We start from the raw sequence: 22,031 nt of genomic DNA, 5'->3' as shown, positions 1-22,031 counted from the left end.
CCGTGTCGTTCCCAGCAATGGAGATGCACCATTCTCGACATCGGAGCCAACGCCCCGCTCAGCTCCCGTGATGCCGCTCATGCCGTGCGGCTGCTCGGCCTGGCCGGATCCCTCGGCATCAAGGAGACCGATCTCGACATGGCCGTGCACGAGGGGGCCGCGTCCTACGCCAGCGCCGCGTGCAACGCCACGGGTGCCGTTGACGACGAGGCCACCGCCGACGCGCTCTACGGTGAGGCCGGCCGCCAAGCTGCCGACGACGTCAACAATCGCGGCCTCGCGCACCAAGTGTCTTATCTGGTCGCGCAGTACGGGGCGGCGGAGGCGGAACACCTCATCCGCGAGGCCGCCTCGACCCCCTGACACGCCGGCATCAGGCGCAGCATCTGGTCCCGGGCTACCGCAGCGCGCTGCCCGGTTCTCGGCCACCTTGTGTGGTGAGCGCAGGGAACTGCCCGCTCCGGGCGTTGCCAGGGTGTGGCCGTCGTGTCGGTGTTCGGATGGCGCCGCAGTCTGGCGGCCGGCTCTCCCGTACCTGCCGACCCTTTGCTCGGCGAGAGCGCCGAGGACAACCTACGCGGCAGCCCTCAAGGGGTGCTCCGGGTGCACGGCCCAGACTGCGGCACGGTCGGCGAGTCCCTCCCGGTGCCGAGCGGCCTCGTCCTCGTCGCCGGCGCTCTGAGCGTCCAGCATCGCGGTGTGCAGCGCCATTGCCTTCCGGCGCCGGTCCCCGTACCAGTCAACGGCGTCGGAGCCCTCCTGTGCGTACCGCTGACGCATCTCCTCGTCGAGCCGGTCAGCGATGAACGCGTAGAGCTCGGTACCTCGCGCGCTCACGATTGGGGATCCTCCTTGAGTCGGCCTGGCGGCGTTTCGCCTGGGTTGACGTCCTGCACATCATGGCGGACCGGGGACATGTTGATGGCAACGAGGCCCCTTGGATGATGTTGTCGCAGGTCTGCGACCACGCCTCTGAAGCACTGATCGGCGAGCAAAATTCGACTTGCTTAACTGTTTTTCTATTGGTATATTTAGAGACATGGGGACGACAGGCCCCGACCAAGAACCACTGCGAAGGGGCCCGCGCTGACGCGGGCTCGCCCTCACCGCTCGTCCCCCCTGGTGGTGAGGGCCAGGGCCCGGACCGGCTTCCCCTCCCACCCGGCCGGTCCGGGCCCCCTCCCCCTCTCTCTTCTTCCGCCCCGTCGGCATTCCGCTGGAGGACGACGTGCGTCACGCATCCGAACTTGCCGCTCTGGAGACCCTGGCCCGCCGCGCGGCGGTGGTCCGTGCCCGGACGGGGCACGCCCGTGCCGTGCGCCCGGCCCCCGGGGTTCACCTGGCGGAGTCGGAGGCCGCGGGCCTTGCGAACGTGCTGCGCCACCGGCTCGGCCTGTCCCGGCACGTGCCGGTCACGGTGGCCCGCGACCTCCACCACCCTCTGTTTCCCGGCAGCTCCCGGCTGCGTGCGGAGCGGCTCCAGTTGGCCGACGGCTGCGCGAGGCGTCGCGGCCGGGTGTTCCTGGCCGCCTACGACGACCACGCCCAGTTGGTGCTCAGCGTCGTAGGCCGGTGCGCGGGCTGTGGCAGCCCGGTGCCGACCATGCGTATCGACGCGCTGGAGGACTTCGGGGACTGGCTCTTAGGCCACCCCGGCCAGAAGGTCTCGCCCCTCTTCGCCGCCTCCCCTCTACACACGAGCGTCTGTTCCCACACCCACTGACGAAAGGCATTCCGTGACCGAGCAGCCCACCCGCCTAACCCGGGCCGAGACCTACCAGCGCAACCGGCACCTGTGGGAGAACCTCCGCGGCGCCCTGGCCGCCCTCGACGCGGCGGGCGAGGAGATCGAGCTGGACCCCGGCGAGCTCTTCGTCGAGGACCCGGCGCTCGTCGGGTATTCCGGCCGCGTCTACTTCGCAAACGGCTGGTCCGCCGAGCAGAACTGACCCGCCCGGACCCGTTCCCCCGCTCCACAGCACACACCACCCGCACACGGCTCACCCTTCCGCCGCGCACCGGGGCGCTGCGCCCCAACTCCACGCGCTCCGGCGACGAACGACCCCAGGACTGTCCATGAACAGCGACCTCACCACGGTCACCGTGCACACGAAGGCGATGCACACCGCATTCCACGACATCACGCTCATCCTGACCCTCCCAGCCGCGATCGCGGCCAGCCCGGCGGCCGTGCTGGCCCACCTCGACGAGTTCAACCCCGGCGTGCTCGAGGCCGCCTGCACCGAGGACACGGTGGACCGGATCTCCGACGTCCAGGTCCTGGACGTCCTGTCGGTGCACACCGCCCGGCGCCCCACCGCCCAGCGGAAGGAGCGTCATGACGGTGCGTAAGAAACATGGCCCGTTCGGCTGTGTCGTGCAGGATCCCGACTGGCCCCGGCCGTCCCGGTCGCGGCGCGGTGGCCGGGATAACGATTTCGACGGGCGGGTGCAGCTGTACCTGATCGGGGTGGTTCCGCTGGTGATCGCGGAGCTCCGGAATGCCGGTCCCGGGGAAGTGGAGCGGCTGCGGGTGGAGGCCGTGCGCGAGCTCGGCTCCCATGGGGACGACCTTCAGTACGGGGGGCGTCATCAGGAGTCATCCCGTAGGGCGCTGGCCACCGCGATCGGCATCCTGGCCCATGCGGACGGGGGTGTGACGGCGTTCGGGGTGCACGCCTGTACCGGCCCGCATGAGGAGTGCCCCGGCGCCCGTCTCCCAGTCGGTTCCCCGGCCGCCAGCGGTGACGGAGGGCCGATATGACCACGCCCTTCCCGGGCGCCGCTGCGGGCCTGGGGCAGCAGCGCCAGGAACAGCTCTTTGTCTGGCCGGGTGCGCCGGCGCCAGACGGTCCCGCGCCGGAGCGGCCGGGGCAGGACCGGGCGGCCCGGCGTGGTGCGGAGCCGGGCTCGTTGCGGCTGGTGCCCGTGCGGTCCCGGGAGGCGAAGGACTTCGTCCGGGCGTGGCACCGGCACCACCCGAACCCGCCCGCGGGGCAGGTCTTCGCCGTCGGGGTCGCGGACAGCCTCGACGTCCTGCGCGCGGTGGCCATCGTGGGCCGCCCTCTCGCCCGGCACTTCGACGACGGCCTGACCCTAGAGATCACCCGCACGGCCAGTGACGGGGTGCGCAACGCGAACTCGATGCTCTACGGCGCGGCGTGGCGAGCGGCCGCGGCGCTCGGCTACCGCCGGCTGATCACGTACACGCAGGGCGGGGAGAGCGGGGCGTCCCTGCGCGGCGCCGGCTGGCTCGTCCTGGCGCACCGTCCGCCCCGGGGCGGCTGGCACGCCCCGTCCCGGCCGCGCGCCAGCAGCGGCGCCGAGCACATCGCCCGGACCGTCTGGCACGCACGCTGACCGACGGCCGTCGCCCACCGCTCTTTCCCTTCCTTTTTCGCCCGCACTCGCCTGCCCTTGACCTTGGAGAACCGGCCCTGATGCCCGAGAGCACCACCACCGCCACGCCTGCGCCGTCCCGCAGCCGCAAGTGGCTCTTGACCCAGAACCGGCAGCTGCGCGCTGAGGGGATCTTCAACTGGCCGCTTCCGGCGTGGGCGGGCCGGCTCGACGACGGCCGCACGTACAACACGTGCCCGGAGGCCGGCGCCTGCGCCCGGCTGTGCTATGCGAGGACGGGCACATACCGGTTCAGCAACGTGCTGGCGGCCCACGAGCGCAACTTGAAGATGATCCTGGACACGCCTGGGGAGTGGGAGGAGGCGATGGCCGCCGAGCTCGCCCACAAGCGGTACCAGGGCAAGTGGGTGCGGCTGCACGATTCCGGAGATTTCTTCAGCGACTCGTACGTGCTCGCATGGATGCGTCTGATGCGGGGCGCGCCGCAGGTCCGGTTCTACGCCTATACGAAGGCGGTCTCCCGGGTACGTCGGCTGGTCGAGCCCAGCCCGCCCGCCAACTTCTCGTGGTGCTACAGCCTCGGGGGTACCGAGGACCATCTCCTGGACCTCGCGGCCGAGCGGCACGCGGAGGTCTTCCCGGATGTCGCTGGCCTCGAGGAGGCCGGGTATCACGACCAGAGCTCCTCCGACCTGCTCGCCGTGCTGGGGCCCGAGCGCGTCGGGATCCCCGCCAACCCCATCCCCCATCTGCTCCGGCGTCAGGGACGGGAGACCTTCGGCAGCCTCCAGCGCGCTATGGATGCCCGTCGGGCGCAGAAGAACCGGCGGGCGGCAGCCCGCGAGGGGATGAACCACACCCCGACTATTGCTTAACTGTTTTGTTGGGTGTATATTTAGTGCTGTCGGGCCGGGTCAAACCTCTCCCCCGGCCCCAGCGGGAACCGCACCGAGTTCCAGCCATCCTCCCCAGCGCCCCGGTATCTCCGGCCCGCCCTCCTCGCCTCTTTGCGCCTCCCTCGCGACCGGGCTCCGTGGCCCCGCTCAGCTCAACACCCAGTTTTGGAGACACTCTTGAACCTGATCGTCGATGCACGAGCGCACGCCCGTCTGCTCTTCGACCGCCGTGCGGCCCGCCAGGAGCTGATCCCCGCTCTGGAGGGCCTAGCCCAGTACGTCGAGCACGCTGTCGCCGCCATCGGCGACCGCGGCTTCCTTGAGCATGTGCTGATCGCCGACATCGCGCGGCTGGAGCAGGCCGTCATCGCCATGCGCCGACTCCAGGCCCACGCCCTGATCGACGCCCGGGTCAAGGAGACCCTTGCCCAGCCCGAGGCGCAGCACCTGATGGACGGCGGTGTCACGCAGTCCATCGCGACGAGGCGGGCGACGATCGTCGCTGCCCGTGAGGTGGCCGCCGGGCTCGCCCGCGACGGCGATGAGATCGCGTTGCTGCCCGGCGCCTACATTGCCGCGCTCGACGGCATCACGCGGGCCCTCGCCGCTCATGCCCGGGAGGAGCGGGCCGCGCGGTGACGGCTGGGCCCGTCCGCCGCGCGGCGCGCTGCGCCCGCTGACCAAGCCTGACCACGCCCGCCGGTCCCATCATCCTGCGGCCGCCGCCCGCCACCGCCTGTCGTCTGCACGCGGCGGCATGTCGGCTCACCGGGTGCCGGTCCCCGCGCCACAGGAGACGTACCCATCCGGCGCGCCGCTGCGGCCGGATGCGCCTCCCTCTCACGTTCTTCCGTGCCGGTTCGGCCACAACGTCCGCCGCCAGCTCCGCACCGTCGCCGAGGGCCGCCACACCCGAGTACTACCGACGGCTGCCCCGCTGCCCCGGCCTCATCTTCTGGGAGACCCTCATGCCTCATGCGATCCAGCACGTCGTCCTCCACCACGTCACTACGAAGAACAACCGGTTAGACGGCTGGTCCACCGAGAAGACGATCTATCGTGCCGCCGTTCCGGGTGCGATCGGTGACCTGGCCCGTGAGTGGATCCATCAGGAGGCCAAACGGCTTGGCCTGGACGGCATGCAGGTCCATTCCGGCTCCCTGATCTGGGCCTTCGCCGTCATCGACACGATCACCGACCACACCGAGGTCGCGGGCGCGCCGGGGACGCTCGTGCTCACCGTCAGCGCACGCGAGGCCCAGGTGGCCACCTCGTGGGAGCTGGACCTGAACGCGGGCCAGAAGGAGCGCGCGAGCGCACCGGCGCCGTTCACCGATGCCCTGGCCGCCGCCATCCTCGGCACCGGCGGGCTGGCCGCCCGGCACAAGGAGGCCAACGGCCTGGCCACGCTGCGGGGCTGGCGCCTTCACCGCGGCGAGATGTCGCCCCTCCCAGGCCACGCGATGCGCGATGCGGCGCTTGTCGATCCGGCCACCGGCCGCTGGTTGGGACCCGAGCCGGGCGTTGCGTACATGGACGCCTTCCCGGTCGCCCTCTGAGCCACGCAGTCGCCCCGCAGAGCCGCGCGGCATCGCGCCCGCACCACGGCACGGACGCACAGCCGAGCCGGGGCACCGCGCCGGACCGGCTGATCTCCAGCGCACCCGCACCACGCATGACCCGCACAGACGAGTTACAGAAGGATCCTCCCCAGTGACCACCCCCTCCTCCCGGTCCGACATCCGCATCCGCACCGCGACGGCCGCAGACGGCGACACCGTCGTCGAGCTGGCCTCGCTCGTCGACCTTCACCTGCCCGCCGACAAGGTCCCCGGCGCCCTCGCCCCGATGCGGCACGCCCTCGCCGATTTCAGCGACGGCCCGCTGTCCCACGGGTACAACCACTTCCTGCTCGCCGAGAACTGCGAGGGGTTTGCGGTGGGGGTCATCGTCTGCGGGCCGCCCAACTGGATGTCCCTTCCGGGCCGGGCGCCCGGCCTGGTGCGGCGTCGGCTCGTGCCCCGGCTCTCCACTGTCCACGCTCTCGCCGTCCGGTCTGACCACCGTGGCCGCGGCATCGCGCGCAATCTTCTCCAGCAGGCCGAGGAGACCTTCCGGAGCGAGGGCTACGCGGCGCTGACACTGCGCCACAATCGCGAGCTGACCGCCTTCTACCAACGCCTCGGATACACCAGCGCGAACCGGCTGTCGCTGATGCTGCCGTCGCTGGGGCTGCTGTCACTGACCGACCGGCCCTGGAAGCACGCGTTCAAGATCCTCGACCCCGACGTGTGCGTCACCACCATCCAGGGGCTTCCCACGATCACCGGCGTCCTGCCCGACTGACGCCCGCGCACCGTGCCCTGCTCCGCACGGCCGCCTCCTCATGCACCCTTCCCCTTCCCGGTGCCGCGCTGAGCGCGCCTCGGCGCGGCACCGGGACGTCAGGCCGGGAGCCGAAGCTTCCGGCCCCGGTCCCGACCCCGCCGGCGCTCGCGCCGTACCTGCCGGCCGCAGCCGTCTTCCCCCCCTCCTCCTCACCCCTGTGGTGAGACCAGCACTGCCAGGCCCGTGCCTTTCAGGGCCACGGCGGAGCACCCCTCGAGACCACGCGGACGCCAACAAAAGGACGACGAGACATGACGCACGACCATGTGAGCTTCAGCGGCCGGAACGTCATGCAGGACTTCACCGCCCGTGACCCGGACGCCCGCTGGTGGGCCCGGTACCCGGACGCCCCGGTGGAATGGCTCGCGGACAACCCCCTGTGCGAGACCATGTCCCGCCGTCTGGCCACCGCTTTCCAGGAGGCGGGGTTCACCGCCAGGCTCGTACTGCTGCGCGACCACCCTGACGACGACGTGCTGGCCGAGGATTTCGGCATCCACTGGATCGTCGCCGTGAAGGACCATGACGGGGCCTGGTACGGCGCGGACCCCACCGGGCGTCAGCTCCACGACCTCAGGCGCCGTGACGGGCGGCCCTTCTTCGGCAGCGACGACCCCGACGAGTACCCCGCCCCGCCACAGTGGCCGCTGGGCGCGACCGACCTGAACACCTGGAACGGCACCAACCACCCCTTCCTGGCCACGAATGCGATCCGCGGTAGCGAGCTGTGCCCCCGCTGCCGTTCCCTCTACGAAGGGGAGCTCTGCCTGCCGTGGGGACACAGCTGCCCTGCCTGCACCGGCTCCGCCCGATGAGGCACGGCCGGACAGTTGCCTCACGCCGTGCCGATCCGAACCGCCCTCGCGGCCCGCGGCCGTGGCCGCAGGCCGCGTCGCGCCTCGGCCATCCCCTCCACGGCGGCGCGCGCCCCGCCCCAGTCCCGGCCCACATCCGCTGGCCACGGCCCGTGCATCCCAGCCGGTGCCACCGGCTCGCGCGGTCCACGCCCCCTTGCTCTCTGCTCTGCCCCAGTCCGGGTGCCCGTGCGGCGTCCGTGCCCGTGAAAGGCAACGTCCTATGTCCCTCTCCCCCACCGGCGCCCGCATCCTCGCCGACCACACCGACGGCCATGTCCGCGGACATGCCGCCGCCATGGCCGCCCTGGCGGCCCGCCGCCTCGTCACCTTGCGAACGCCGTCGAAGGGGCTCATGACCGCTGAGGGCCATGCCGCGCTGGCGGCCTGGCGCGCCGAGCACCGCGACGCGCCCCAGAGAGCAGACGGAGTGTGGGTGGCGCCCAAGCTGCCCGGCAAGGCGCACGAGGCGGTGCTCGCCGCCGCGCGCCGCCCCGACCATCTCGTCGCCGGCCGTGGTGACCGCGCGGCCGACCGGGGCGGCGAGCCCTGGTTCCGCCGCACCACGCTGCGCGCCGTCCACGAGGCCGGGTACGCCGACATCCGCCGCGAGCCGGGCGAGAGCGGCTCGACGACGTGGGAGTCCACCGGCCGCTCCCTCTACCTCACGACGGCGGGCCGGGCCTACGCGCGCCAGCGCGGCGGAATCGACGTCGGTCGGCGGCGGGTCGTCATCATCGCCTGCGGCCAGGACAAGCAGCCGGACCGCGGCCGCCAGGGCTACCCGGCCGGTGAGCTCTACACCGGCCAGTACCACCGTTCTCTGCGGCGCGCGGCCGACGCCCTGACCGACCCGTCGCTGATCCGGATCGTCTCGGCGCTGCACGGGCTGGTCCCGCTCGACCGCCCGCTCCACCCCTACGACGTCACCCTCGGTTCCGAGCGGGCCATCACGGCGGAGAAGATGTTCCACCACGCCGCGGTGGAGGGGCTGGACGACGCGGAGGTGATTTTCCTGGGCGGCCGGGAGTACGCGGAGCTGCTGCTGCCGTCGGTCCCGCACCTGCTCTTCCCTCTCGCTGGCGGCATGGGCGATCACCGCGGGCTGTGCCGGCAGGTGTGCGAGGACCCGGCGCGAGGCGACGCGTGGTGGGCCCGGGCCTCCGCGCTCTTCACCACCCTCCACCCGTCCTCCTGACGACGCCGAAGCTCCTCCGGGACCGGTCGACCTCTCGCGTTGGAGGTGGCCAGTCCCCTCCAGGGGTCGGCTACCAGAGCCGGAACAGGACCTGCCCCCACGCCCATGCCCGCAGTTGAACCAGTGTGCCCTTGGTTCCCGGTTCTGCCGGGACACCCCCGCTCGGGGCGGGGCAAAGACACTCACCCGCCGATCGGGCGGATAAGACCAGGGAGAAGCGCACCCCATGACCGAGATCAAGCTGGGAACCTTTATCGTCCGCGGCGACGGTCGTCTCGACCGTGTGCGCGGCACCGTTCACCGTGCTGACGAGCCGGGCAGGCTTATCGTGACCGACCGAAGTGAGTGGGTGGCCGACGAATGCCGCCCCGCCGCGTTGGACGACTTCGCGCCCTCCGGCGGCTGCGCCGAGCGTCACGGTGCCGCCGCAGGCCGGAAGGGGTTCACCATCGCGTGCTCCTGCACCCGTCTGTGGGGCGGCTCGAACTGGGTCCGGACGCCGTGCTGCCGTGGGGGCCGTCGCGGGGTCGAGTCCGGCGACACAGTCATCTGCCCGGACTGCGGCTGGTACTGGGGCGTGTTCATCGTCCCGGGCGGAACGCGCTGGGTGTCCGAGGGGTTCGGGGAGAGCCCGCGCCAAGGGCGCCCACGGATCCGGTAGGTGAAGCCGCGACGGCGTGGCTCGCACGGCCACGCGCCGCGCCGTCCGGCCGCCCCGACGAACGCCCGCTGACACGCTGCGGCGTCGCAGTGGCGCGGGCCTGGCTGACAGAGCCGGGACCGCGTCGCATTGCGTTGTCTGTCCGATGCAGGCCCCCTCCCATCCATGGGGCTTTACGCGCCTTGCCCGTGCCGAGGCGCGCCCGCGCGACGGGGCCCGATGAGATCTACCCGGCGCTGGCCGGCTTCGGTCCGCCCACGGCTGAAGGCTCAATGGGACCGGGGTAGCGAGGGGAACGGGGCACGGAGGTCGTGGACCACACGCTCGGCCAGGACGGCCGGGTCCTGGGATGTCCACTGGTACCGGGCGCCCGCTCCACGCGCGGCAGGCGAGCCCGGCCGGGCGTCCTTCGAGAATAGCCCGGTCTTGAGGCTGGCCCACCAGGTCGGTGACGCTGGCTGCCGGGTCACCAGCACCGGAGAATCCTCGGCGGCACTGAACCTCCGCAGTCTCTCCCCACCGCGCGAACTCCAGAACGCGGCGTCGGCGACCAGAGCGACGTTCAGGACCAGCCACGACCCAGTGGTGGGGTCGGGATCCGAGCACAGCCACAGGGCGTAGGTGCCCGATGTCGGTTCGTCGACGGCCCACGTCTGGACCTGCGGTTCCAGTGCCTCGGCGCCCGAGGCACCGCCCGGCGTCGGCCGGCCCTTCTTGACTGGGCAGCGCCAGCGGAGGCCAGGGCCGGCCAGGCCGGCGGCAGGTGACCGGAGAGGTCAGGCCGGGCCGGTTGTCACTGATGCCCGTGGGCTGCACGCGCAGACCGCGCCCGTTCAGGCCGCTGCCGCGAGGTAGCCGACGGCTTGCTGCCGGGCGTCCACCTGCTCGAGCAGCGCCTGCTGCACTTCCTGCGCCGTCAGCTGCCGGGCCGCCTGGTCCAGCGGCAGGCCGCACGTCGCGGCGTCGCCGCGCCACTGCGGCCGCTGGGCATCGAGCCCGCTGTAGTCGCCGGCGATCACCAGCATGTTGTCGGCCACGGCGGCCGCAGTGCGCAGCGTGGCCCGGTAGTAGCGGTCGACGGCCTCGGGGACCTGGTGCGCGTGGCACTCGCCGCACACCAGCGACCGCGCCCCGTCCGTACGGGCACCCCAGACGTAGAGCCGGCGGTCGTGCTCGACCAGCACTCCGCAGAACAGACAGGGGCGCGGTTCGGTCGTCTCCAGGAAGGCGATGTCAAACAGCACGACTTCGACGGACATCACCGGTCTCCTCACAATGCACTGGTGCTGTGCTCGCTCTTCACGCAGGCCGCCGGGCCTTCCCGCGTACTGCCCCGCAGGCGGCCGTCGGCGGTCCGGCCAGGAGACGCTCACGCGGTGGCCGCAGAGGGCAAGCTCCGCAGAACGGCGGACAGAGCCCGGGCATCGTGCGGGGCAATGCGGACCAGGACGTGCGCCAGGGCGTAGCCGTGGGTGTCCACCTGGTGTCCGGTGCGGGCGTGGAGCCAGGCGGCCACGGCGTTGTTCAGCGCCCGCTTGGTCTCCTTGGACGGTGCGGACAGACGGTGCCGGGCCTCGGCCACCAGCAGGTGGAGACGGACCACCGTCGGCCAGTCGCACGCGCGGAGCGCGAAGTACGCCTCGAGCTGGGCCGTCAGGACGGTGTGGGGGTGGTCGTCGCCGAGTTCGGCGCGAACTTGCGCGGCCAGCCGGCCCGCGGCCGACTGCGCGGCGTACCAGGCCTCCTCGCGGTGAGCGGTGCGGACCATGTCGAGAAGCGGGTGCTGATCTAGCCCATCACCCAGCCACCGGGAATCGGCAGGGTCGGTCGCAGGCGGCTGCGGGTGAGCTGCAACCGGGTCCAGGCGTCCGTCCGGGCGGGCAAGGTAAGCCGCGACCGTGCCGTCCTGGTGCCCGACGCTCACCCGTACCGGCCGGCCCAGTTCCTCCGCCTCGGCCTGGGCCAGCCGCCAGGCCCCGTGCACCGAACCCCACAGACCCCCGGTATCGGGCAGCAGGCCGCCGATGGCGTGGACAGTCCCGTCCGCCAGCACGACGAGCGTGAGATGCGGTTCATCCGGTATGCCCGTGTCCGCGGACAGGGAAGACGAGGCCATGGTGGGGGCTCCTTGACTCAACGGGGGTGCTACACCCATAGAGGTGTTGCCAGGGGTGACGGTGTGACATGAGACGTCGCACGAAGTTCCGAGCCCCCTGGACGGATGCCCGCGCGCCAGCCTGACGGGCCGCCAGTCCCCTGCCGACCCAGGCGTCGAGAGCCCTTTCCCAGGCCGCCCGCGTCCACAGGCCTGGGGGCCTGGGGCCACCACCGGCTGCCGGGGACGGTCGTTGTGCTGTCGTGGATTCTCAGACGATGTACACCGCCGACCTGTCCGGAACGCCAGCCCCGCTCGGGATGCAGGCCTGGAGCGATGACCGCAGCAGCATGCCGGCGGTCATCTTCGCGGCCTCCCACCGCATCGAAACATTCGCCACGCACGGCGGGCCGGGACCGGATCCGCATCTGCGCAGCCTCCAGGCGGGCGGCTGGGGGAAGTTCGGCGACCTCGCGGGATGGTCCGAGCCCGCGCCCGGCTGGAGCGCCGTCCTCAACGTGTCGGCCGACGTGTTCACCGTGACCGGCCCGGGCAACGTGCCCTTTTACGACGGCTCTCTCAACAGCTCGAAAGCCTGGCGACGCGGGGCCTGCAAGCACGGCCTGTTCCTCGCACTTGCCGGGGACATCGCGAGCCCCGCCGACATCCAGCAGGCTCAAGAGCGCGGCCGCATGTATGCCATGTTCTGCCCCGTCACCCTGGTGGTGCCGGGGTGACCGGGCGGAACGGCGTGCCAAGGCAGCGGTTGCTGCTGGGGTTGAGCGACGGGCAGCGCTCCATGGCTCTGCCCGGCCGCGGATCTGGAGGCCAGAGGACCTGTGGTGCTGGTGGTCCTGCACCTTCCTGCTGGGGAAGGCGCCTCTACGGGCGGGGAGCCGGGTGCTCCGCCGCTGGAGAGGCTCCAAGGAGTCGCTGGCCGCAGTGTTCGGTGGCCTGGATCTCCTCGAAGAACACCCGCCCGTCGTGCAGGTCGGTGAGAGTGGCGCCGTACATGCCATTCACGGCGATGCTCCGGAAGCGCCCCAGCTCCCGGAGCACGGCGTCCCGCAGGACGTCATCGGCGCCGTGATCGTCGAGGTAGGTGACGATCCGGTCCCGTAGATCGCTGTGCTCGAGCTCGTTGGCGATCAGCACGGCGCACGCCACACGGCCGATCCGGCGTCGCGCGGCCCATTTCCTGAGGATGCTCATTGCTGTCCCCTCCACGTAGTTCTGACAGGGCAGAGCCGTGCCCCGGGGCTCGACGCCCCGCCCCCCGGGTGAGCCAGAAGGAGGACGTGCGTCGGGCTGGAAATCGGGCAGTCAGCGCAGGGGTACCTCCGCGATCGGGGTCCAGGTGATGTGCCGCCGGTCATGGGACTGGGCTACCAGGCACAGGCGATCGGCCCGCAGACGGACCGGTTCGCCCGGGTGATCAGACAGGAGCACCTTCAGCGCGCGCCGGTCGGCACGGACCTGGTCGGCGGTGCCGTACGCCAGCGAGACGTGCGGGTAGTAGACCGCGGGGATCAAGGGGTACCGGTGGCCGGTTACCTCTGCATCGACTCGTGCAGTGATCTCCCACAACCGGCGCGCGGGCTCGCCGGGGCGTCCGGCACACTCGACGGCGACGGTCCCCACGCTGGGCCGGTCGAAGACGAGATCGAACGCGCCGATGTCCTTGCACTCCTTGGTGACCCGCTCGACGACGTCGGCGATCTGCTGCTGCCGGTAGTCGACGGCCGGGCCGGCGTGCAAGATCGTGCAGTGCAGCCAGTGCGCAGCCACCGGCGCCAGTCCGGGCTGGTGGGTTATCTCCCGATACGGCTCCACCAGCGTCCTGTGTACGGCTGCGGCGTCGAACAGGAGGTGCCAGTGCAGGTCGGCACGGCCCGCGGGCCAGGCATTCCGGCGCGATTCGACGCCGGCGAAGAAGTCCTCTACGGGGGTTCCGCTCACCGGACCCTCCCGGCAGCCGCGAGTTCGGAGATCAGATGCACGGGGGCAAAGCCCTCGCTGCGCAGCTGTCCGGCGGTAGGGAGCTGCGGGTGGAGGTTGAGCAGCATGCTCACGGGCACGACGCGGTCCCGCCCGGCATAGCGGGCCTGGGCCGTCTTCAGCGGGACGTCGGACAGGACGGCCGAGGCGGGGCGCCGCCAGTAGCGGGCGTGGGCCAGCAGGTCGGCGGGCACGCGGGGGTTGATGGTGACGGCGTCGACGAGGGTGGTCCGGCGGCGGGCGAGGCGGGTGTCCAGGAGCAGGGTCTGTACCTGGGCGGCTACAGGTGTGGCGGACTGGTCCGTCATCTCGTCCGTCGCCGCCGGACGGTACTCCTCCAAGCACACCCGCCAGCTGCGCGGGCAGGAGGAGGCGAAGGCCGTCTTGCCAGAGCCGGGCATGCCCACCACGACCTCGCGTGAGGCGAGAGGGACTGGTGCGGCAGAGGGCGGGCTCGAGTTGGTCACTGTGTCCAGCATGGGCACGGGCGGTAAACCTCCTTGAAGGTCATGGGATGCGTGCGCCGCCGTCAACGCGCGGCGTCGGAGGCGGGGGCAATCAGAGCCATCTGCCAGCGGCCTCGGGGCCCGTGCGCTACAGGCACCTCCCGCCACGTGGCCGACGTGCGGGCATCGGTCGCGGCATGAGTTGCCGTCAGCAGAGTGATGGCCTCTGCAGTGGCAGCGGTCGACCGAGCGTGTTCAGGAACTGGTCCGGCGACGGGACCCTGGCTGCCGGTGACGCCGCGTTGATAGGCAGCCCATCCCTCGTCCTCGACAAAGGCGATGCTGCGGGCCATCTGCTCCACTTCTTCCGCAGGCCTGCGCCATGGGGCGACGGTGGCCGTCGTTGAGGATGGTGAGCGCGAGGCAGTCATGGGTGGCTCCAAGGTCAGATAGACGGATCACCCATAGAGGTGTCGGGGAGAACGGCCGTGTGACATCAGAGGGCAAGAAATGCGCAACAGCCCGGCGAACCAGCACCGCATCCTTCCTGGCTCCAGCACTCACCCAGGGCTCCACAAACCATCGCCGCCGACCCTGATGATCGGCCGGGCACCTGCTGTGCTTGCAGTGGCGCCCCAGGGCCGGTTACTTCAGCAACCGTCCGACGGCGCCGCGTAGCCGCACCCCCGGATCGTGGATGCCCCTCGGCTGGGAGCAGGACGTCTGGCCCCGAACCACGAGACAAACGGCGCCCGCAGCCGCCGCCCGTCGGCTGCGGAGTCCCCACCCCCAGGTCCTCGTCATATGCCGGAGACATGGTCACGTTAAGGTGACATGACAAGCAGGAGGGCGAACGGCCCTCCGGTTCGCCAAGGAGGGGGACAGATGTCCATACGCCGGAAGGCCAGCACAGCCCTGGCCGCGGCCATCGTGGCACTCAGCGGAGCCGTAGCGATGGCACCCACGGCATCGGCGGCCGGCGGCCCCGGCCGCGAGGCTTGCGACGGCCGCTCATTCGACCGTGTGGAATCGGTGAGCACGGACAGCGGTGTCAATTTCCGCACCGGCCCGGGCACCGGCTACGAGTCCCGCGGCCTGTTGTACGACGGCACGCGGATCTACGTTGGCTGTTTCTCCAACAGGGGATACGCCTACGTCAAGGTGTACTCCGGCGGACACTCGGGCCAGTACGGCTGGGTTTCGACCTCCTACATCACCGGGCTCTACAACATGTAATGCCCCGAGCCCGCTGACACCCCTGGGGCAGTGACGCCCTCTGCTCCAACCGTCCTTGAGAAGCGGGGGAGCCGGCAGGTCTGCCGGCTCCCCCGCTTCTCAAGGACGAACCTGAGCCATATGCGACTGACCATGCGTCCGGTCGGCCCGACCGGACGCATGGATGGAATCGGTGGGGTCGCACAGTCGTCGGCGCGCGCAATGGCACGGGCGCCGAGCCCGCGGCAACCCAGGCCGGCCAGAGGGCAGAGTAGTGCACGACGCGCGGATGGCCCCGGCCGAAGCTGCGGGTCTCGGCAGCGGCTGACCGCTGGACCTGGCTCGTTCTGGCCGCACACGCTCAGCTCCGCCTCGCCCGTCCACTCGCGCGAGATCTCCGCCGGCCGTGGGAGAGGCCAGCGAACCGAACAGACTCATCCCTTCCCGGGTGCGTCGCAGGTTCAGGAACCTGCGGGCGGAGACGGGCACGCCGACTCGTGCACCGAAACCCACCCGGCCCGCGAGCGGCCTGACGCGGCCGCGGACCGGGAGGACCGTTGCAGCTTGGCGGCCACCGGCGCAAGCAGAACAGACTTCTTCCGCCGGCGCGCCCGGGTCAGTCGTTGCTGGGCGTGCGCCACGTGAGCCACTTGGCGTCGGGGCCGTCGCCTTTGTAGTTGATGATGGCAGGGCGGTCGCCCTTGGGCAGCATGTGGATGGAGCATTGTTTCACGGTGGCGTTCGGCTTCACCATCGTGTTGGGTTCGCGGTCCGGGCATTTTTCGACCTTGGCGTAGAGGTCGAGCAGCACCAGCGGCCGTACCTGCTCTCCGCCGGCGCTCGCCAGCACCACGTCGTCCTGCATGCTGGGGAGGAGGTCGTACGCGCCGGTATTGCGGTACTCGATCGTCACGTAATAGGGGACGAGATCCTTGCTGTCGCTCAGCTTGAAGTCTTTGAGGTCTTCCGGATCCCCCTCGCGCACGTTCTGCGGCGTGACCTTGATCTTGAGCATGTGGCCGTGGTTGTCATCGACGGTGGCCTCAGCAGTCTTTCCCATCGCCAGCACGTCACCGGCCCCGCCGTTCCGGCTGCTCCCAACCTCCCAAAGCGCCGTGCCACTCCCGTCGTCGGAATAGGAGACAGTCGCCGGCTCCTGCCCCTTGGCCAGCATGACCAGCGTGCACACCTCCGCTGTGCCCCCCGCAGCAAGTGCCCCGGGGTTGCCCCGGCTGCACTCCTTCGGCAGTCCCGAACCTGCCGCCAGGGCATTGCTGAACAGCATGACCCCTTTGCCCCGAACACCATCCGTCCCCACGACGGAAAGCTGGCCCGCCAGGTCCGGCTGGCTCAGCGCCTCCTTGTCCGCATTGGAGAAGGAGACGGTGAGGTAGTAAGGCGTCATCCCCTTCAACTCGTCGTCGAGCCGAACATGGTCAAGATCCGATATCGAACCGCGCATCAGGCTTTTCGGAGCAACCCGAAGCTGGTGCGCCTTCTCCGCACGGTCGGTCCACGTGGCCTTCTGGGGCGTGGTGGTCCGCAAAGCGATGTTGGTGGCTTTCGACTTGGAAGCGGTCGACTCCTTCGCCCCCTTCGCCGGTGCTTGGGCACTGGACGGCTCACGCCCACCGCACGCTGTGGCGAGCACGAGGAATACCCCCACCCCCGCGAGAGCCGCTGCCTGCCTCAAAACTCGCACGCTGCCTCCATCAGTCCCTGATCCAACCGGAAAGTCAGACTAATGGCGCGGGCAGTCGCGTCCGGACCAGATCGGGCTGCACCCATACCCGGCAGACCGTGGACTGCGGGCCCCTGGTCGCGCGTTCGGCAGTGTGATCCGGCCCATGCCCGCGGCGTGCCCTGCACTGGGCACCCCCCGGCCCCATACTTTGATACAGACGCCAGCGAACGACGCGTCTGCCCTCATACGAGCCGGATTCGGGCCTTCCGGGCGTAGATTCGAAAGACGCCCAATCTGAGCGACTCCTGCACTCCACTGGGAAGCCGAACGTGGACCCAAGAATTGACGACATCTCTTATACGGAATGATCGGTGGGGTGAACAACTACCAGCAGGACCCGTCCCAGAACCCCTACCTCTACGGAGCGCCGCAACAGTTCGATCCGCGTCCGTCAGCATTCACGCCACTCATGCCCGGTCCGCCCGAGCAGGCGCTCGCCAACCCGGGGGCACGCCTGGGCGCCCGTCTCCTGGACATCGTGTTCCTCGTCGTAGGCATCATGATTCTGGGCCTGCTCGCGGGCATATCCATAAGCGCGCTGACCGGTAGTGAATCGGCGGGCAATAGCGCCTTCGCCACGGCGGCAATGGGTGCACTTCTTCTCTACGACCCCCTGATGACGTACGCCTACGGTGCCACGTTCGGCAAGCGCATCTGCGGACTCCGGGTCGCGCGGCTTACAGACGCGGAGAAGCTGTCCTTCGGGGCGGCCCTGGGTCGCTGGCTCGTCTACATGTTGTGCGGTCTCATCCCCCTCGGAGGCGTTGTCAACGCGCTCTCCTGCCTCTGGGACAAGCCCTACCGCCAGTGCTTCCATGACAAGGCGGCCGGCAGCGTGGTCGTCAACCGCAACGCCTGACCTACCGAGTCAACGTCTCCGGGACGTGCAGGTGATCGGGTGCCCCCGCGGCGGGTTCCTACGGCACCCCGGAGTCCGGGATCTCGTCGGTCATCCTCCCCTCTTCGCGCTCTCACAGCGTTATGCCTTACCGTTGACGAGCCGATGCTGACGGGCCGTACGGTCCGCAGTACGACGATGGGCCCCGGATTTCCTGGGGCCCATCGTCGTAGCGAGAGGTGATCGCTTCGGCGCGCAGGGCGTGCATGTCGCGGAGCACATCGGTGACGGCTCCTTCCGGGCCCCGGTGCCCTGGCTCAGGCACCAGCCGCAACGTAGGTCGCGGGTAGTCGAACGCGCCCCGTTTCCCGGTCTTGGGCGCCGTCGGGCGCCGGGGTGATGGTTCGCCATGCCCCGTCTATCGCCTCGGATATGGAGCGTTTCGCACGGACGGGGTGCCGGATCCGCCGTGGGGACCTCTGGCTCCCCACCGGCTACGCCGTGTGACACTGCGCCGATGACTGAGATTGAGACCCCGCGCTTGATCCTGCGCCGCTTCCGTATCCGGGACGCGGTTCCCATGGCGGCCTACCGCAACGACCCGGACATCGCTCGTTACCAGGCGTGGCCCTCGCCCCTCACCCCCGAGGCCGCCACCGCCCAGGCCCGCCTCTACAGCGAACAGGACCCCGAACAGCCCGGCTGGTTCCAGTACGCGATCGAACTTAAAGCCGGCCGGAGCCTGGCGGGCGACCTCGGCGTGAACCTCCACGACAACCGCCTGCAGGCCGACCTCGGCTACACCCTCGCGCCAGCCCTGCACGGCCAGGGATACGCCACCGAGGCCGTCCGCGCCGTGCTCGGCCACCTCTTCCGTCAGGGACTGCACCGGGTCTCCGCCGAATGCGACGCCCACAACACCCCCTCGGCCCGCCTGCTGGAACGCGTCGGCTTCGCTCTCGAAGGACGACGCCCCCAGTTCACCTTGAACATCAACACCGGCAGGTGGACCGACACCCTCCTCTACGGCCTGCTGGCCCACCACTGGCCGAAGCTGGCAGCCGACCCAGAGCCGACAGCAAACGTCACCAACCTCCAGTAGCGGTCGACCGGACGGGACACCGAGATTTCTGCCCGCTCAGCGGGAGCGGGCCGGTCAGGACGTCGGCCTGCTCCCGCCCGGAGGCCCCGGCCCCGGCACGGGACGCCTGAACGTCCGGCCGTTCGCCGCCGTCGACCGCCAGGCCGTCCGGCACGCGCAGCGCCGCTGACGGAGCCTGGCCGGCGGAGTGCCGTGCCTTTCAACTCGCGGCCGGTACTACTAGTTGGCGGGGACCTCCGCGCCAGAGAAATTTGGTGACCTGTGTCACAGTGCGTCGATGGGGTCGGGTTATCCACAGAGTGGGTCCTGACCTGCCCTTATCTCTGAAGCCAGATCAGCCCGTCTCCGTCGCGCGCGTGTTAGGCGGACGGGAAAGTGCTAGGCGGGTGGATGCGAAAACGGCGGTGTACGACGCGACGCTGGGACTGAGCATCAGACCGCCCCCAGTAACGTGGTTGGGCACCAAACGCCCTTCGAAACGACGAAGGGAGACCCCGTTGCGGAGCCGATGCTTGCCGGCCTGGCTCCGCTGGGATCTCCCACTCGCCTGATGTCGTCGGGTGCCCGTTCACTGTGAGGAGACCGGAACCCGTGACAGCCATCGACCGTACCCCAAACGACCTCCCGCGCCACCCCCACCTTCTCGCGTGGGTGACCACCCTCACGGCGCTGATATCCATCGTGGCCGTGGTCGTGCTGGCGCTGACGCACAACACGGAGGCCGCGACCGCCGTCGGCACGATCGGCGGCGCGGTGACCGCCCTCGGCGGCACGGCGAACCTCCGCAGCGCCCGCCGGTAGCCCTGGCGGCCGCGAGGAGCACGCCCCGGCCCGGCCGCAGCGCGCGGCCGGGGCCAGAACGGCCGACTACGCCGTATCCAGGGGGTGGCAATCCATAGCCACCCCCGTATCCACCCGCAGGATCGCTTTCACACAAGACGAGCAGCGATGTGCGGGGCGTACGGGGCGGCGAAGCGGGTACCCCCGGTACCCGGTGCGATCATCGTTCTCCCGGGGAGACGGCTGTCCGGATCCGCCCTCGGTGTCAGGGAGCGTCCGGCCGGCCTTCGAGTCGGGGCTCGGCGTACCCGCCGCCTCGAGCGGAGTTGTGCGCACACGGCCCGGCTACCGGAAAGCCGGTGCCCATGCTGGCGCTCAGGGCCGGGAAGAACTGCCGCCCGTCCTCGAACTGCGGTGTGGTGGTCCAGGCGTAAGACTCGCACCCGCGCATCGCCCGCAGCATCATCCGGGTGCCGAACCCCTGGCGCTGCCACTCATCCGTCACCCGGATCTTCATGACGTGGCCACGGCGGCACTCGGCGCAGGTCTGCCAGGTGAGCCGGGCGAAGTCGTAGCCGCTGCGCTCGCAGACCCGGAGCTGCTGGGGGCCCGCCCCGTTCCTCGGCGCGTAGTACACCCAGAAGTCCTCGGTGCGCGGCCGCAGGAGCGTCGCGAGCTTCCACTGCCGCTCGGTGAAGCCGGACGGCGGCGGCGCCCACTGGCCAGCCGGAGTCATGCGATCCCCCTTCAGGGCGCGACCGTCGCGCGCCGGTTGATTCTCTCGCCCGATCCAGCCATCGCCAAGGGCGCCCCGTTGGCTCAGATATCTGCTCTGTTATCTGGGGAACAACTTCACCCTCCCCCCCCGTAGCGAGGACGAGACGATCGCCGAGCTGGAGATGATCGTGGGGTTCGACGACGACCTGGCCGGCGAAGCGACCCGGGTCGCGAACCGACTGCACGGCCTGCTGACCCAGATCCACCCGTCGCTGGAACGGGTGCTGGGGCCGCGGTTGCAGCACCCAGCCGTCCTGACGCTGCTGGAACGGTTCGGGTCCCCGGCCCTGATACCCAAGGCCGGACGGCGGCGACTGGTCACCCCCCTGCTCTGCCTCGCCCGCCGCCGGGCCGACGTCCTCTTCGCCATGCTCCGCGACGGCACCTTCTACGAGCCCCCGGCTACGGCCAGGTGAGGAGCCCCAGACCGCTCGATCAGTCCTCCGGCCGAAGCCGCTGACGAGCGGCCTCAAGCCGCTGGTCATAGTTAGGCGCGAACAGCTCGGGAAGCGACTTGTCGAGTGTTCCGGCGATCCGATGGATCGGTGCCCAGACCGCCGGATCGTCGACAACCCGGCTGAGGTCCGTCATCTGGAGCTTCTCCAGCCAGTGCGACAGCACCAGTGCCTCATCACTCGTGAGCTTGATCGTGACCTGGCTATCACCCATGCACACCCCTACGGCTCGGCCCGCCCCTGACCGCACGAACCTACTGGCCTTGGACCTTGACCAAACACATAGGGGGCTCCCCCCCGCCCGGGTGTCCCGGCTGCTGGCCCTTCGTTGACACGAGCATGGACGTCATCGCGCTAGCCCTACGCCGGAACGTCATCCGGGCCGGTCCGCTGTGGTGGGCTCGTCCCTGGTGCGAGGCGGTTGCGATCGTGCCTGTACGTTGGCGGGCGCTGTGGAGAGCAACGAAAGGGAAACAGTGCGCAAGGCAGTGTGGATAGCGGCCGCGTCGTTCTTCGTCGCGGTGACGGTCGGCGGGTGCGGCAGCGACGGCAGCACGGGAGAGCAGGAGCCGGAGGGGAAAGCGAGCCCAGCAGGCTCCGCCTCTGCCGGGAAGCCGGCCAAGGGCCCGGGGAAGGGCACGCTCATCGAGCGGGCCACCGGATCCTGGAAGTACATCGCTACCCCCGGCGACGACACCCTCGACACGCTCACGGTGACCGACGGCAAGGTCACTGCTAAGGGCGCCAAGCTTTCCTGCACGGGCGCGTTCGCGCCGGGCGAGAAGGACGGCCGCGAGTCGGCCACCATCACCTACACGTGCGAGGGCGGCAAGGACGGCGGACGCGGGCTCGGCCACCTGGAGGTGGAGCCGGACGGCTCAGCTCTCGTGATCGACTTCGACGGTCCGGAGGGCGGCTGGGGCGGTCCCGTCGACAGCTACCGCCGAGCCGCCTGACGCCGCGCTCCTCGGGGTGGGTTACTGCTTTCCGCCCTTGGGCGCCATGTCCGCGGCGGTGGCCGTGGCCCGCGCCCCGTCCTGGGCCTGCTGCAGGCGCTTGAGCGTGGCGGCGAGCATGTCCTGGGCGCCGGTGTTGCCGCCACCGGCGTTACCGGCTCCTGCACCACTGCGACGTCGTGTCTATCAACGGTCCGAGCTACCGGCTGAAGAACCGGCTCGCTGCCATCGAACGTGACACCAACGTCGCTTGATCAATTGCCCAGCC

General features: G+C 70.4%; 28 protein-coding genes and 3 pseudogenes. 22 read left to right on the top strand and 9 right to left on the bottom strand.

The window, feature by feature from the left end:
• Positions 1 to 84: 84 nt before the first annotated feature.
• Positions 85 to 363: a hypothetical protein gene (locus ACZ6MA_RS31150; RefSeq protein ID WP_469437921.1), complete on the top strand. Its 279-nt coding sequence runs from the start codon at positions 85 to 87 to the stop codon at positions 361 to 363.
• Between the two features lie 210 nt (positions 364 to 573).
• Here ACZ6MA_RS31150 and ACZ6MA_RS31145 read toward each other — a convergent pair whose 3' ends face one another.
• Positions 574 to 837, bottom strand: a complete 264-nt coding sequence (locus ACZ6MA_RS31145) for a hypothetical protein (RefSeq protein ID WP_469437920.1) — start codon at positions 835 to 837, stop codon at positions 574 to 576.
• A gap of 391 nt (positions 838 to 1,228) precedes the next feature.
• Between ACZ6MA_RS31145 and ACZ6MA_RS31140 the strand changes: the two genes are divergently transcribed.
• The 12 genes from ACZ6MA_RS31140 to ACZ6MA_RS31085 all read left to right on the top strand — a co-directional run bounded on the left by ACZ6MA_RS31140 (position 1,229) and on the right by ACZ6MA_RS31085 (position 9,357).
• The gene (locus ACZ6MA_RS31140; RefSeq protein ID WP_469437918.1) at positions 1,229 to 1,723 is read left to right on the top strand and encodes a hypothetical protein; all 495 of its coding nucleotides are present in this window, start codon (positions 1,229 to 1,231) and stop codon (positions 1,721 to 1,723) included.
• Between the two features lie 13 nt (positions 1,724 to 1,736).
• Positions 1,737 to 1,949 (top strand): hypothetical protein, encoded by a 213-nt coding sequence (locus ACZ6MA_RS31135; protein ID WP_469437916.1) that lies wholly within the window; start codon positions 1,737 to 1,739, stop codon positions 1,947 to 1,949.
• 127 nt (positions 1,950 to 2,076) lie between these two features.
• Positions 2,077 to 2,352, top strand: a complete 276-nt coding sequence (locus tag ACZ6MA_RS31130; RefSeq protein ID WP_469437914.1) for a hypothetical protein — start codon at positions 2,077 to 2,079, stop codon at positions 2,350 to 2,352.
• Positions 2,339 to 2,764, top strand: a complete 426-nt coding sequence (locus ACZ6MA_RS31125) for a hypothetical protein (protein WP_469437912.1) — start codon at positions 2,339 to 2,341, stop codon at positions 2,762 to 2,764. The genes ACZ6MA_RS31130 and ACZ6MA_RS31125 overlap by 14 nt, the downstream gene beginning before the upstream one ends.
• Positions 2,761 to 3,360: an XF1762 family protein gene (locus ACZ6MA_RS31120; RefSeq protein WP_469437911.1), complete on the top strand. Its 600-nt coding sequence runs from the start codon at positions 2,761 to 2,763 to the stop codon at positions 3,358 to 3,360. Before ACZ6MA_RS31125 ends, ACZ6MA_RS31120 begins: the two co-directional genes overlap by 4 nt.
• Positions 3,361 to 3,440: 80 nt before the next feature.
• The gene (locus ACZ6MA_RS31115; RefSeq protein WP_469437909.1) at positions 3,441 to 4,235 is read left to right on the top strand and encodes a GP88 family protein; all 795 of its coding nucleotides are present in this window, start codon (positions 3,441 to 3,443) and stop codon (positions 4,233 to 4,235) included.
• 198 nt (positions 4,236 to 4,433) lie between these two features.
• On the top strand, positions 4,434 to 4,895 hold the full coding sequence (locus tag ACZ6MA_RS31110; protein ID WP_469437907.1) for a hypothetical protein: 462 nt from the start codon (positions 4,434 to 4,436) through the stop codon (positions 4,893 to 4,895).
• 329 nt (positions 4,896 to 5,224) lie between these two features.
• Positions 5,225 to 5,815 carry a hypothetical protein gene (locus ACZ6MA_RS31105; RefSeq protein ID WP_469437906.1) on the top strand — a complete coding sequence of 197 codons (591 nt, stop codon included), beginning with the start codon at positions 5,225 to 5,227 and terminating at the stop codon, positions 5,813 to 5,815.
• A gap of 154 nt (positions 5,816 to 5,969) precedes the next feature.
• Positions 5,970 to 6,602 (top strand): GNAT family N-acetyltransferase, encoded by a 633-nt coding sequence (locus ACZ6MA_RS31100; RefSeq protein ID WP_469437904.1) that lies wholly within the window; start codon positions 5,970 to 5,972, stop codon positions 6,600 to 6,602.
• A gap of 293 nt (positions 6,603 to 6,895) precedes the next feature.
• Entirely contained in the window at positions 6,896 to 7,459 is a 564-nt protein-coding gene (locus ACZ6MA_RS31095; RefSeq protein ID WP_469437902.1) for a hypothetical protein, read from the top strand.
• Positions 7,460 to 7,721: 262 nt separating this feature from the next.
• Positions 7,722 to 8,696 carry a DUF6884 domain-containing protein gene (locus ACZ6MA_RS31090; RefSeq protein WP_469437900.1) on the top strand — a complete coding sequence of 325 codons (975 nt, stop codon included), beginning with the start codon at positions 7,722 to 7,724 and terminating at the stop codon, positions 8,694 to 8,696.
• Positions 8,697 to 8,922: 226 nt separating this feature from the next.
• Entirely contained in the window at positions 8,923 to 9,357 is a 435-nt protein-coding gene (locus ACZ6MA_RS31085; RefSeq protein WP_469437899.1) for a hypothetical protein, read from the top strand.
• Positions 9,358 to 10,190: 833 nt separating this feature from the next.
• Here ACZ6MA_RS31085 and ACZ6MA_RS31080 read toward each other — a convergent pair.
• Positions 10,191 to 10,616: a hypothetical protein gene (locus ACZ6MA_RS31080; protein ID WP_469437897.1), complete on the bottom strand. Its 426-nt coding sequence runs from the start codon at positions 10,614 to 10,616 to the stop codon at positions 10,191 to 10,193.
• A gap of 110 nt (positions 10,617 to 10,726) precedes the next feature.
• Positions 10,727 to 11,473 (bottom strand): hypothetical protein, encoded by a 747-nt coding sequence (locus ACZ6MA_RS31075; protein ID WP_469437895.1) that lies wholly within the window; start codon positions 11,471 to 11,473, stop codon positions 10,727 to 10,729.
• Positions 11,474 to 11,730: 257 nt separating this feature from the next.
• Between ACZ6MA_RS31075 and ACZ6MA_RS31070 the strand changes: the two genes are divergently transcribed.
• Entirely contained in the window at positions 11,731 to 12,189 is a 459-nt protein-coding gene (locus tag ACZ6MA_RS31070) for a hypothetical protein (protein ID WP_469437894.1), read from the top strand.
• A 145-nt stretch (positions 12,190 to 12,334) separates the two neighbouring features.
• On the opposite strand, the gene ACZ6MA_RS31065 is transcribed toward ACZ6MA_RS31070, so the two are convergent.
• From ACZ6MA_RS31065 to ACZ6MA_RS31055, 3 genes are all read right to left on the bottom strand, one after another.
• Positions 12,335 to 12,664: a hypothetical protein gene (locus ACZ6MA_RS31065; RefSeq protein ID WP_469437892.1), complete on the bottom strand. Its 330-nt coding sequence runs from the start codon at positions 12,662 to 12,664 to the stop codon at positions 12,335 to 12,337.
• Positions 12,665 to 12,775: 111 nt separating this feature from the next.
• Positions 12,776 to 13,411, bottom strand: a complete 636-nt coding sequence (locus tag ACZ6MA_RS31060) for a 2'-5' RNA ligase family protein (protein WP_469437890.1) — start codon at positions 13,409 to 13,411, stop codon at positions 12,776 to 12,778.
• Entirely contained in the window at positions 13,408 to 13,917 is a 510-nt protein-coding gene (locus ACZ6MA_RS31055) for an AAA family ATPase (RefSeq protein WP_469437889.1), read from the bottom strand. Before ACZ6MA_RS31055 ends, ACZ6MA_RS31060 begins: the two co-directional genes overlap by 4 nt.
• A gap of 864 nt (positions 13,918 to 14,781) precedes the next feature.
• Here ACZ6MA_RS31055 and ACZ6MA_RS31050 point away from each other — a divergent pair.
• Together ACZ6MA_RS31050 and ACZ6MA_RS31045 are read left to right on the top strand one after the other, a co-directional pair.
• Complete coding sequence (locus tag ACZ6MA_RS31050) at positions 14,782 to 15,132, top strand: SH3 domain-containing protein (RefSeq protein WP_469437887.1); 351 nt, start codon at positions 14,782 to 14,784, stop codon at positions 15,130 to 15,132.
• A gap of 260 nt (positions 15,133 to 15,392) precedes the next feature.
• Positions 15,393 to 15,640, top strand: a pseudogene (locus tag ACZ6MA_RS31045) (NF041680 family putative transposase); the annotation flags it as partial.
• 87 nt (positions 15,641 to 15,727) lie between these two features.
• Here the strand turns inward: ACZ6MA_RS31045 and ACZ6MA_RS31040 are convergent.
• Positions 15,728 to 16,762 (bottom strand): hypothetical protein, encoded by a 1,035-nt coding sequence (locus ACZ6MA_RS31040; RefSeq protein ID WP_469437885.1) that lies wholly within the window; start codon positions 16,760 to 16,762, stop codon positions 15,728 to 15,730.
• Positions 16,763 to 17,171: 409 nt separating this feature from the next.
• Between ACZ6MA_RS31040 and ACZ6MA_RS31035 the strand changes: the two genes are divergently transcribed.
• The 3 genes from ACZ6MA_RS31035 (at position 17,172) to ACZ6MA_RS31025 (ending at position 19,596) form a co-directional block, all read left to right on the top strand.
• Positions 17,172 to 17,714 carry an RDD family protein gene (locus ACZ6MA_RS31035; protein ID WP_469437883.1) on the top strand — a complete coding sequence of 181 codons (543 nt, stop codon included), beginning with the start codon at positions 17,172 to 17,174 and terminating at the stop codon, positions 17,712 to 17,714.
• 496 nt (positions 17,715 to 18,210) lie between these two features.
• Positions 18,211 to 18,795, top strand: a complete 585-nt coding sequence (locus ACZ6MA_RS31030; RefSeq protein WP_469437882.1) for a GNAT family N-acetyltransferase — start codon at positions 18,211 to 18,213, stop codon at positions 18,793 to 18,795.
• Between the two features lie 591 nt (positions 18,796 to 19,386).
• Positions 19,387 to 19,596: a hypothetical protein gene (locus tag ACZ6MA_RS31025; RefSeq protein WP_361932510.1), complete on the top strand. Its 210-nt coding sequence runs from the start codon at positions 19,387 to 19,389 to the stop codon at positions 19,594 to 19,596.
• A 244-nt stretch (positions 19,597 to 19,840) separates the two neighbouring features.
• Here the strand turns inward: ACZ6MA_RS31025 and ACZ6MA_RS31020 are convergent, their stop codons facing one another.
• Complete coding sequence (locus tag ACZ6MA_RS31020) at positions 19,841 to 20,311, bottom strand: N-acetyltransferase (protein WP_469437880.1); 471 nt, start codon at positions 20,309 to 20,311, stop codon at positions 19,841 to 19,843.
• Between the two features lie 139 nt (positions 20,312 to 20,450).
• Between ACZ6MA_RS31020 and ACZ6MA_RS31015 the strand changes: the two are divergent.
• A pseudogene (locus ACZ6MA_RS31015) lies at positions 20,451 to 20,669 on the top strand (IS110 family transposase); the annotation flags it as partial.
• Positions 20,670 to 20,787: 118 nt separating this feature from the next.
• On the opposite strand, the gene ACZ6MA_RS31010 reads toward ACZ6MA_RS31015, so the two are convergent.
• Positions 20,788 to 21,021 (bottom strand): hypothetical protein, encoded by a 234-nt coding sequence (locus ACZ6MA_RS31010; protein WP_469437878.1) that lies wholly within the window; start codon positions 21,019 to 21,021, stop codon positions 20,788 to 20,790.
• Positions 21,022 to 21,283: 262 nt separating this feature from the next.
• Between ACZ6MA_RS31010 and ACZ6MA_RS31005 the strand changes: the two genes are divergently transcribed.
• Positions 21,284 to 21,763 carry a hypothetical protein gene (locus ACZ6MA_RS31005; protein ID WP_469437877.1) on the top strand — a complete coding sequence of 160 codons (480 nt, stop codon included), beginning with the start codon at positions 21,284 to 21,286 and terminating at the stop codon, positions 21,761 to 21,763.
• Positions 21,764 to 21,918: 155 nt separating this feature from the next.
• Positions 21,919 to 22,017, top strand: a pseudogene (locus ACZ6MA_RS31000) (ATP-binding protein); the annotation flags it as partial.
• Positions 22,018 to 22,031: the final 14 nt, after the last annotated feature.

The sequence above is a fragment of the Streptomyces sp. NPDC042259 genome (assembly GCF_055582085.1).
The sequence above is the reverse complement of the archived record's forward strand: the minus strand, read 5'-3'. Positions and strand labels throughout refer to the sequence as shown.

What these genes read in the sequence shown, in the direction of transcription:
- ACZ6MA_RS31130 (WP_469437914.1), top strand. Translation starts at nt 2,077, where the DNA reads ATGAACAGCGACCTCACCACGGTCACCGTGCACACGAAGGCGATGCAC.
- ACZ6MA_RS31125 (WP_469437912.1), top strand. Translation starts at nt 2,339, where the DNA reads ATGACGGTGCGTAAGAAACATGGCCCGTTCGGCTGTGTCGTGCAGGAT.
- ACZ6MA_RS31120 (WP_469437911.1), top strand. Translation starts at nt 2,761, where the DNA reads ATGACCACGCCCTTCCCGGGCGCCGCTGCGGGCCTGGGGCAGCAGCGC.
- ACZ6MA_RS31115 (WP_469437909.1), top strand. Translation starts at nt 3,441, where the DNA reads ATGCCCGAGAGCACCACCACCGCCACGCCTGCGCCGTCCCGCAGCCGC.
- ACZ6MA_RS31105 (WP_469437906.1), top strand. Translation starts at nt 5,225, where the DNA reads ATGCCTCATGCGATCCAGCACGTCGTCCTCCACCACGTCACTACGAAG.
- ACZ6MA_RS31095 (WP_469437902.1), top strand. Translation starts at nt 6,896, where the DNA reads ATGACGCACGACCATGTGAGCTTCAGCGGCCGGAACGTCATGCAGGAC.
- ACZ6MA_RS31090 (WP_469437900.1), top strand. Translation starts at nt 7,722, where the DNA reads ATGTCCCTCTCCCCCACCGGCGCCCGCATCCTCGCCGACCACACCGAC.
- ACZ6MA_RS31085 (WP_469437899.1), top strand. Translation starts at nt 8,923, where the DNA reads ATGACCGAGATCAAGCTGGGAACCTTTATCGTCCGCGGCGACGGTCGT.
- ACZ6MA_RS31080 (WP_469437897.1), bottom strand. Translation starts at nt 10,616, where the DNA reads ATGTCCGTCGAAGTCGTGCTGTTTGACATCGCCTTCCTGGAGACGACC.
- ACZ6MA_RS31075 (WP_469437895.1), bottom strand. Translation starts at nt 11,473, where the DNA reads ATGGCCTCGTCTTCCCTGTCCGCGGACACGGGCATACCGGATGAACCG.
- ACZ6MA_RS31070 (WP_469437894.1), top strand. Translation starts at nt 11,731, where the DNA reads ATGTACACCGCCGACCTGTCCGGAACGCCAGCCCCGCTCGGGATGCAG.
- ACZ6MA_RS31065 (WP_469437892.1), bottom strand. Translation starts at nt 12,664, where the DNA reads ATGAGCATCCTCAGGAAATGGGCCGCGCGACGCCGGATCGGCCGTGTG.
- ACZ6MA_RS31050 (WP_469437887.1), top strand. Translation starts at nt 14,782, where the DNA reads ATGTCCATACGCCGGAAGGCCAGCACAGCCCTGGCCGCGGCCATCGTG.
- ACZ6MA_RS31030 (WP_469437882.1), top strand. Translation starts at nt 18,211, where the DNA reads ATGACTGAGATTGAGACCCCGCGCTTGATCCTGCGCCGCTTCCGTATC.
- ACZ6MA_RS31020 (WP_469437880.1), bottom strand. Translation starts at nt 20,311, where the DNA reads ATGACTCCGGCTGGCCAGTGGGCGCCGCCGCCGTCCGGCTTCACCGAG.
- ACZ6MA_RS31010 (WP_469437878.1), bottom strand. Translation starts at nt 21,021, where the DNA reads ATGGGTGATAGCCAGGTCACGATCAAGCTCACGAGTGATGAGGCACTG.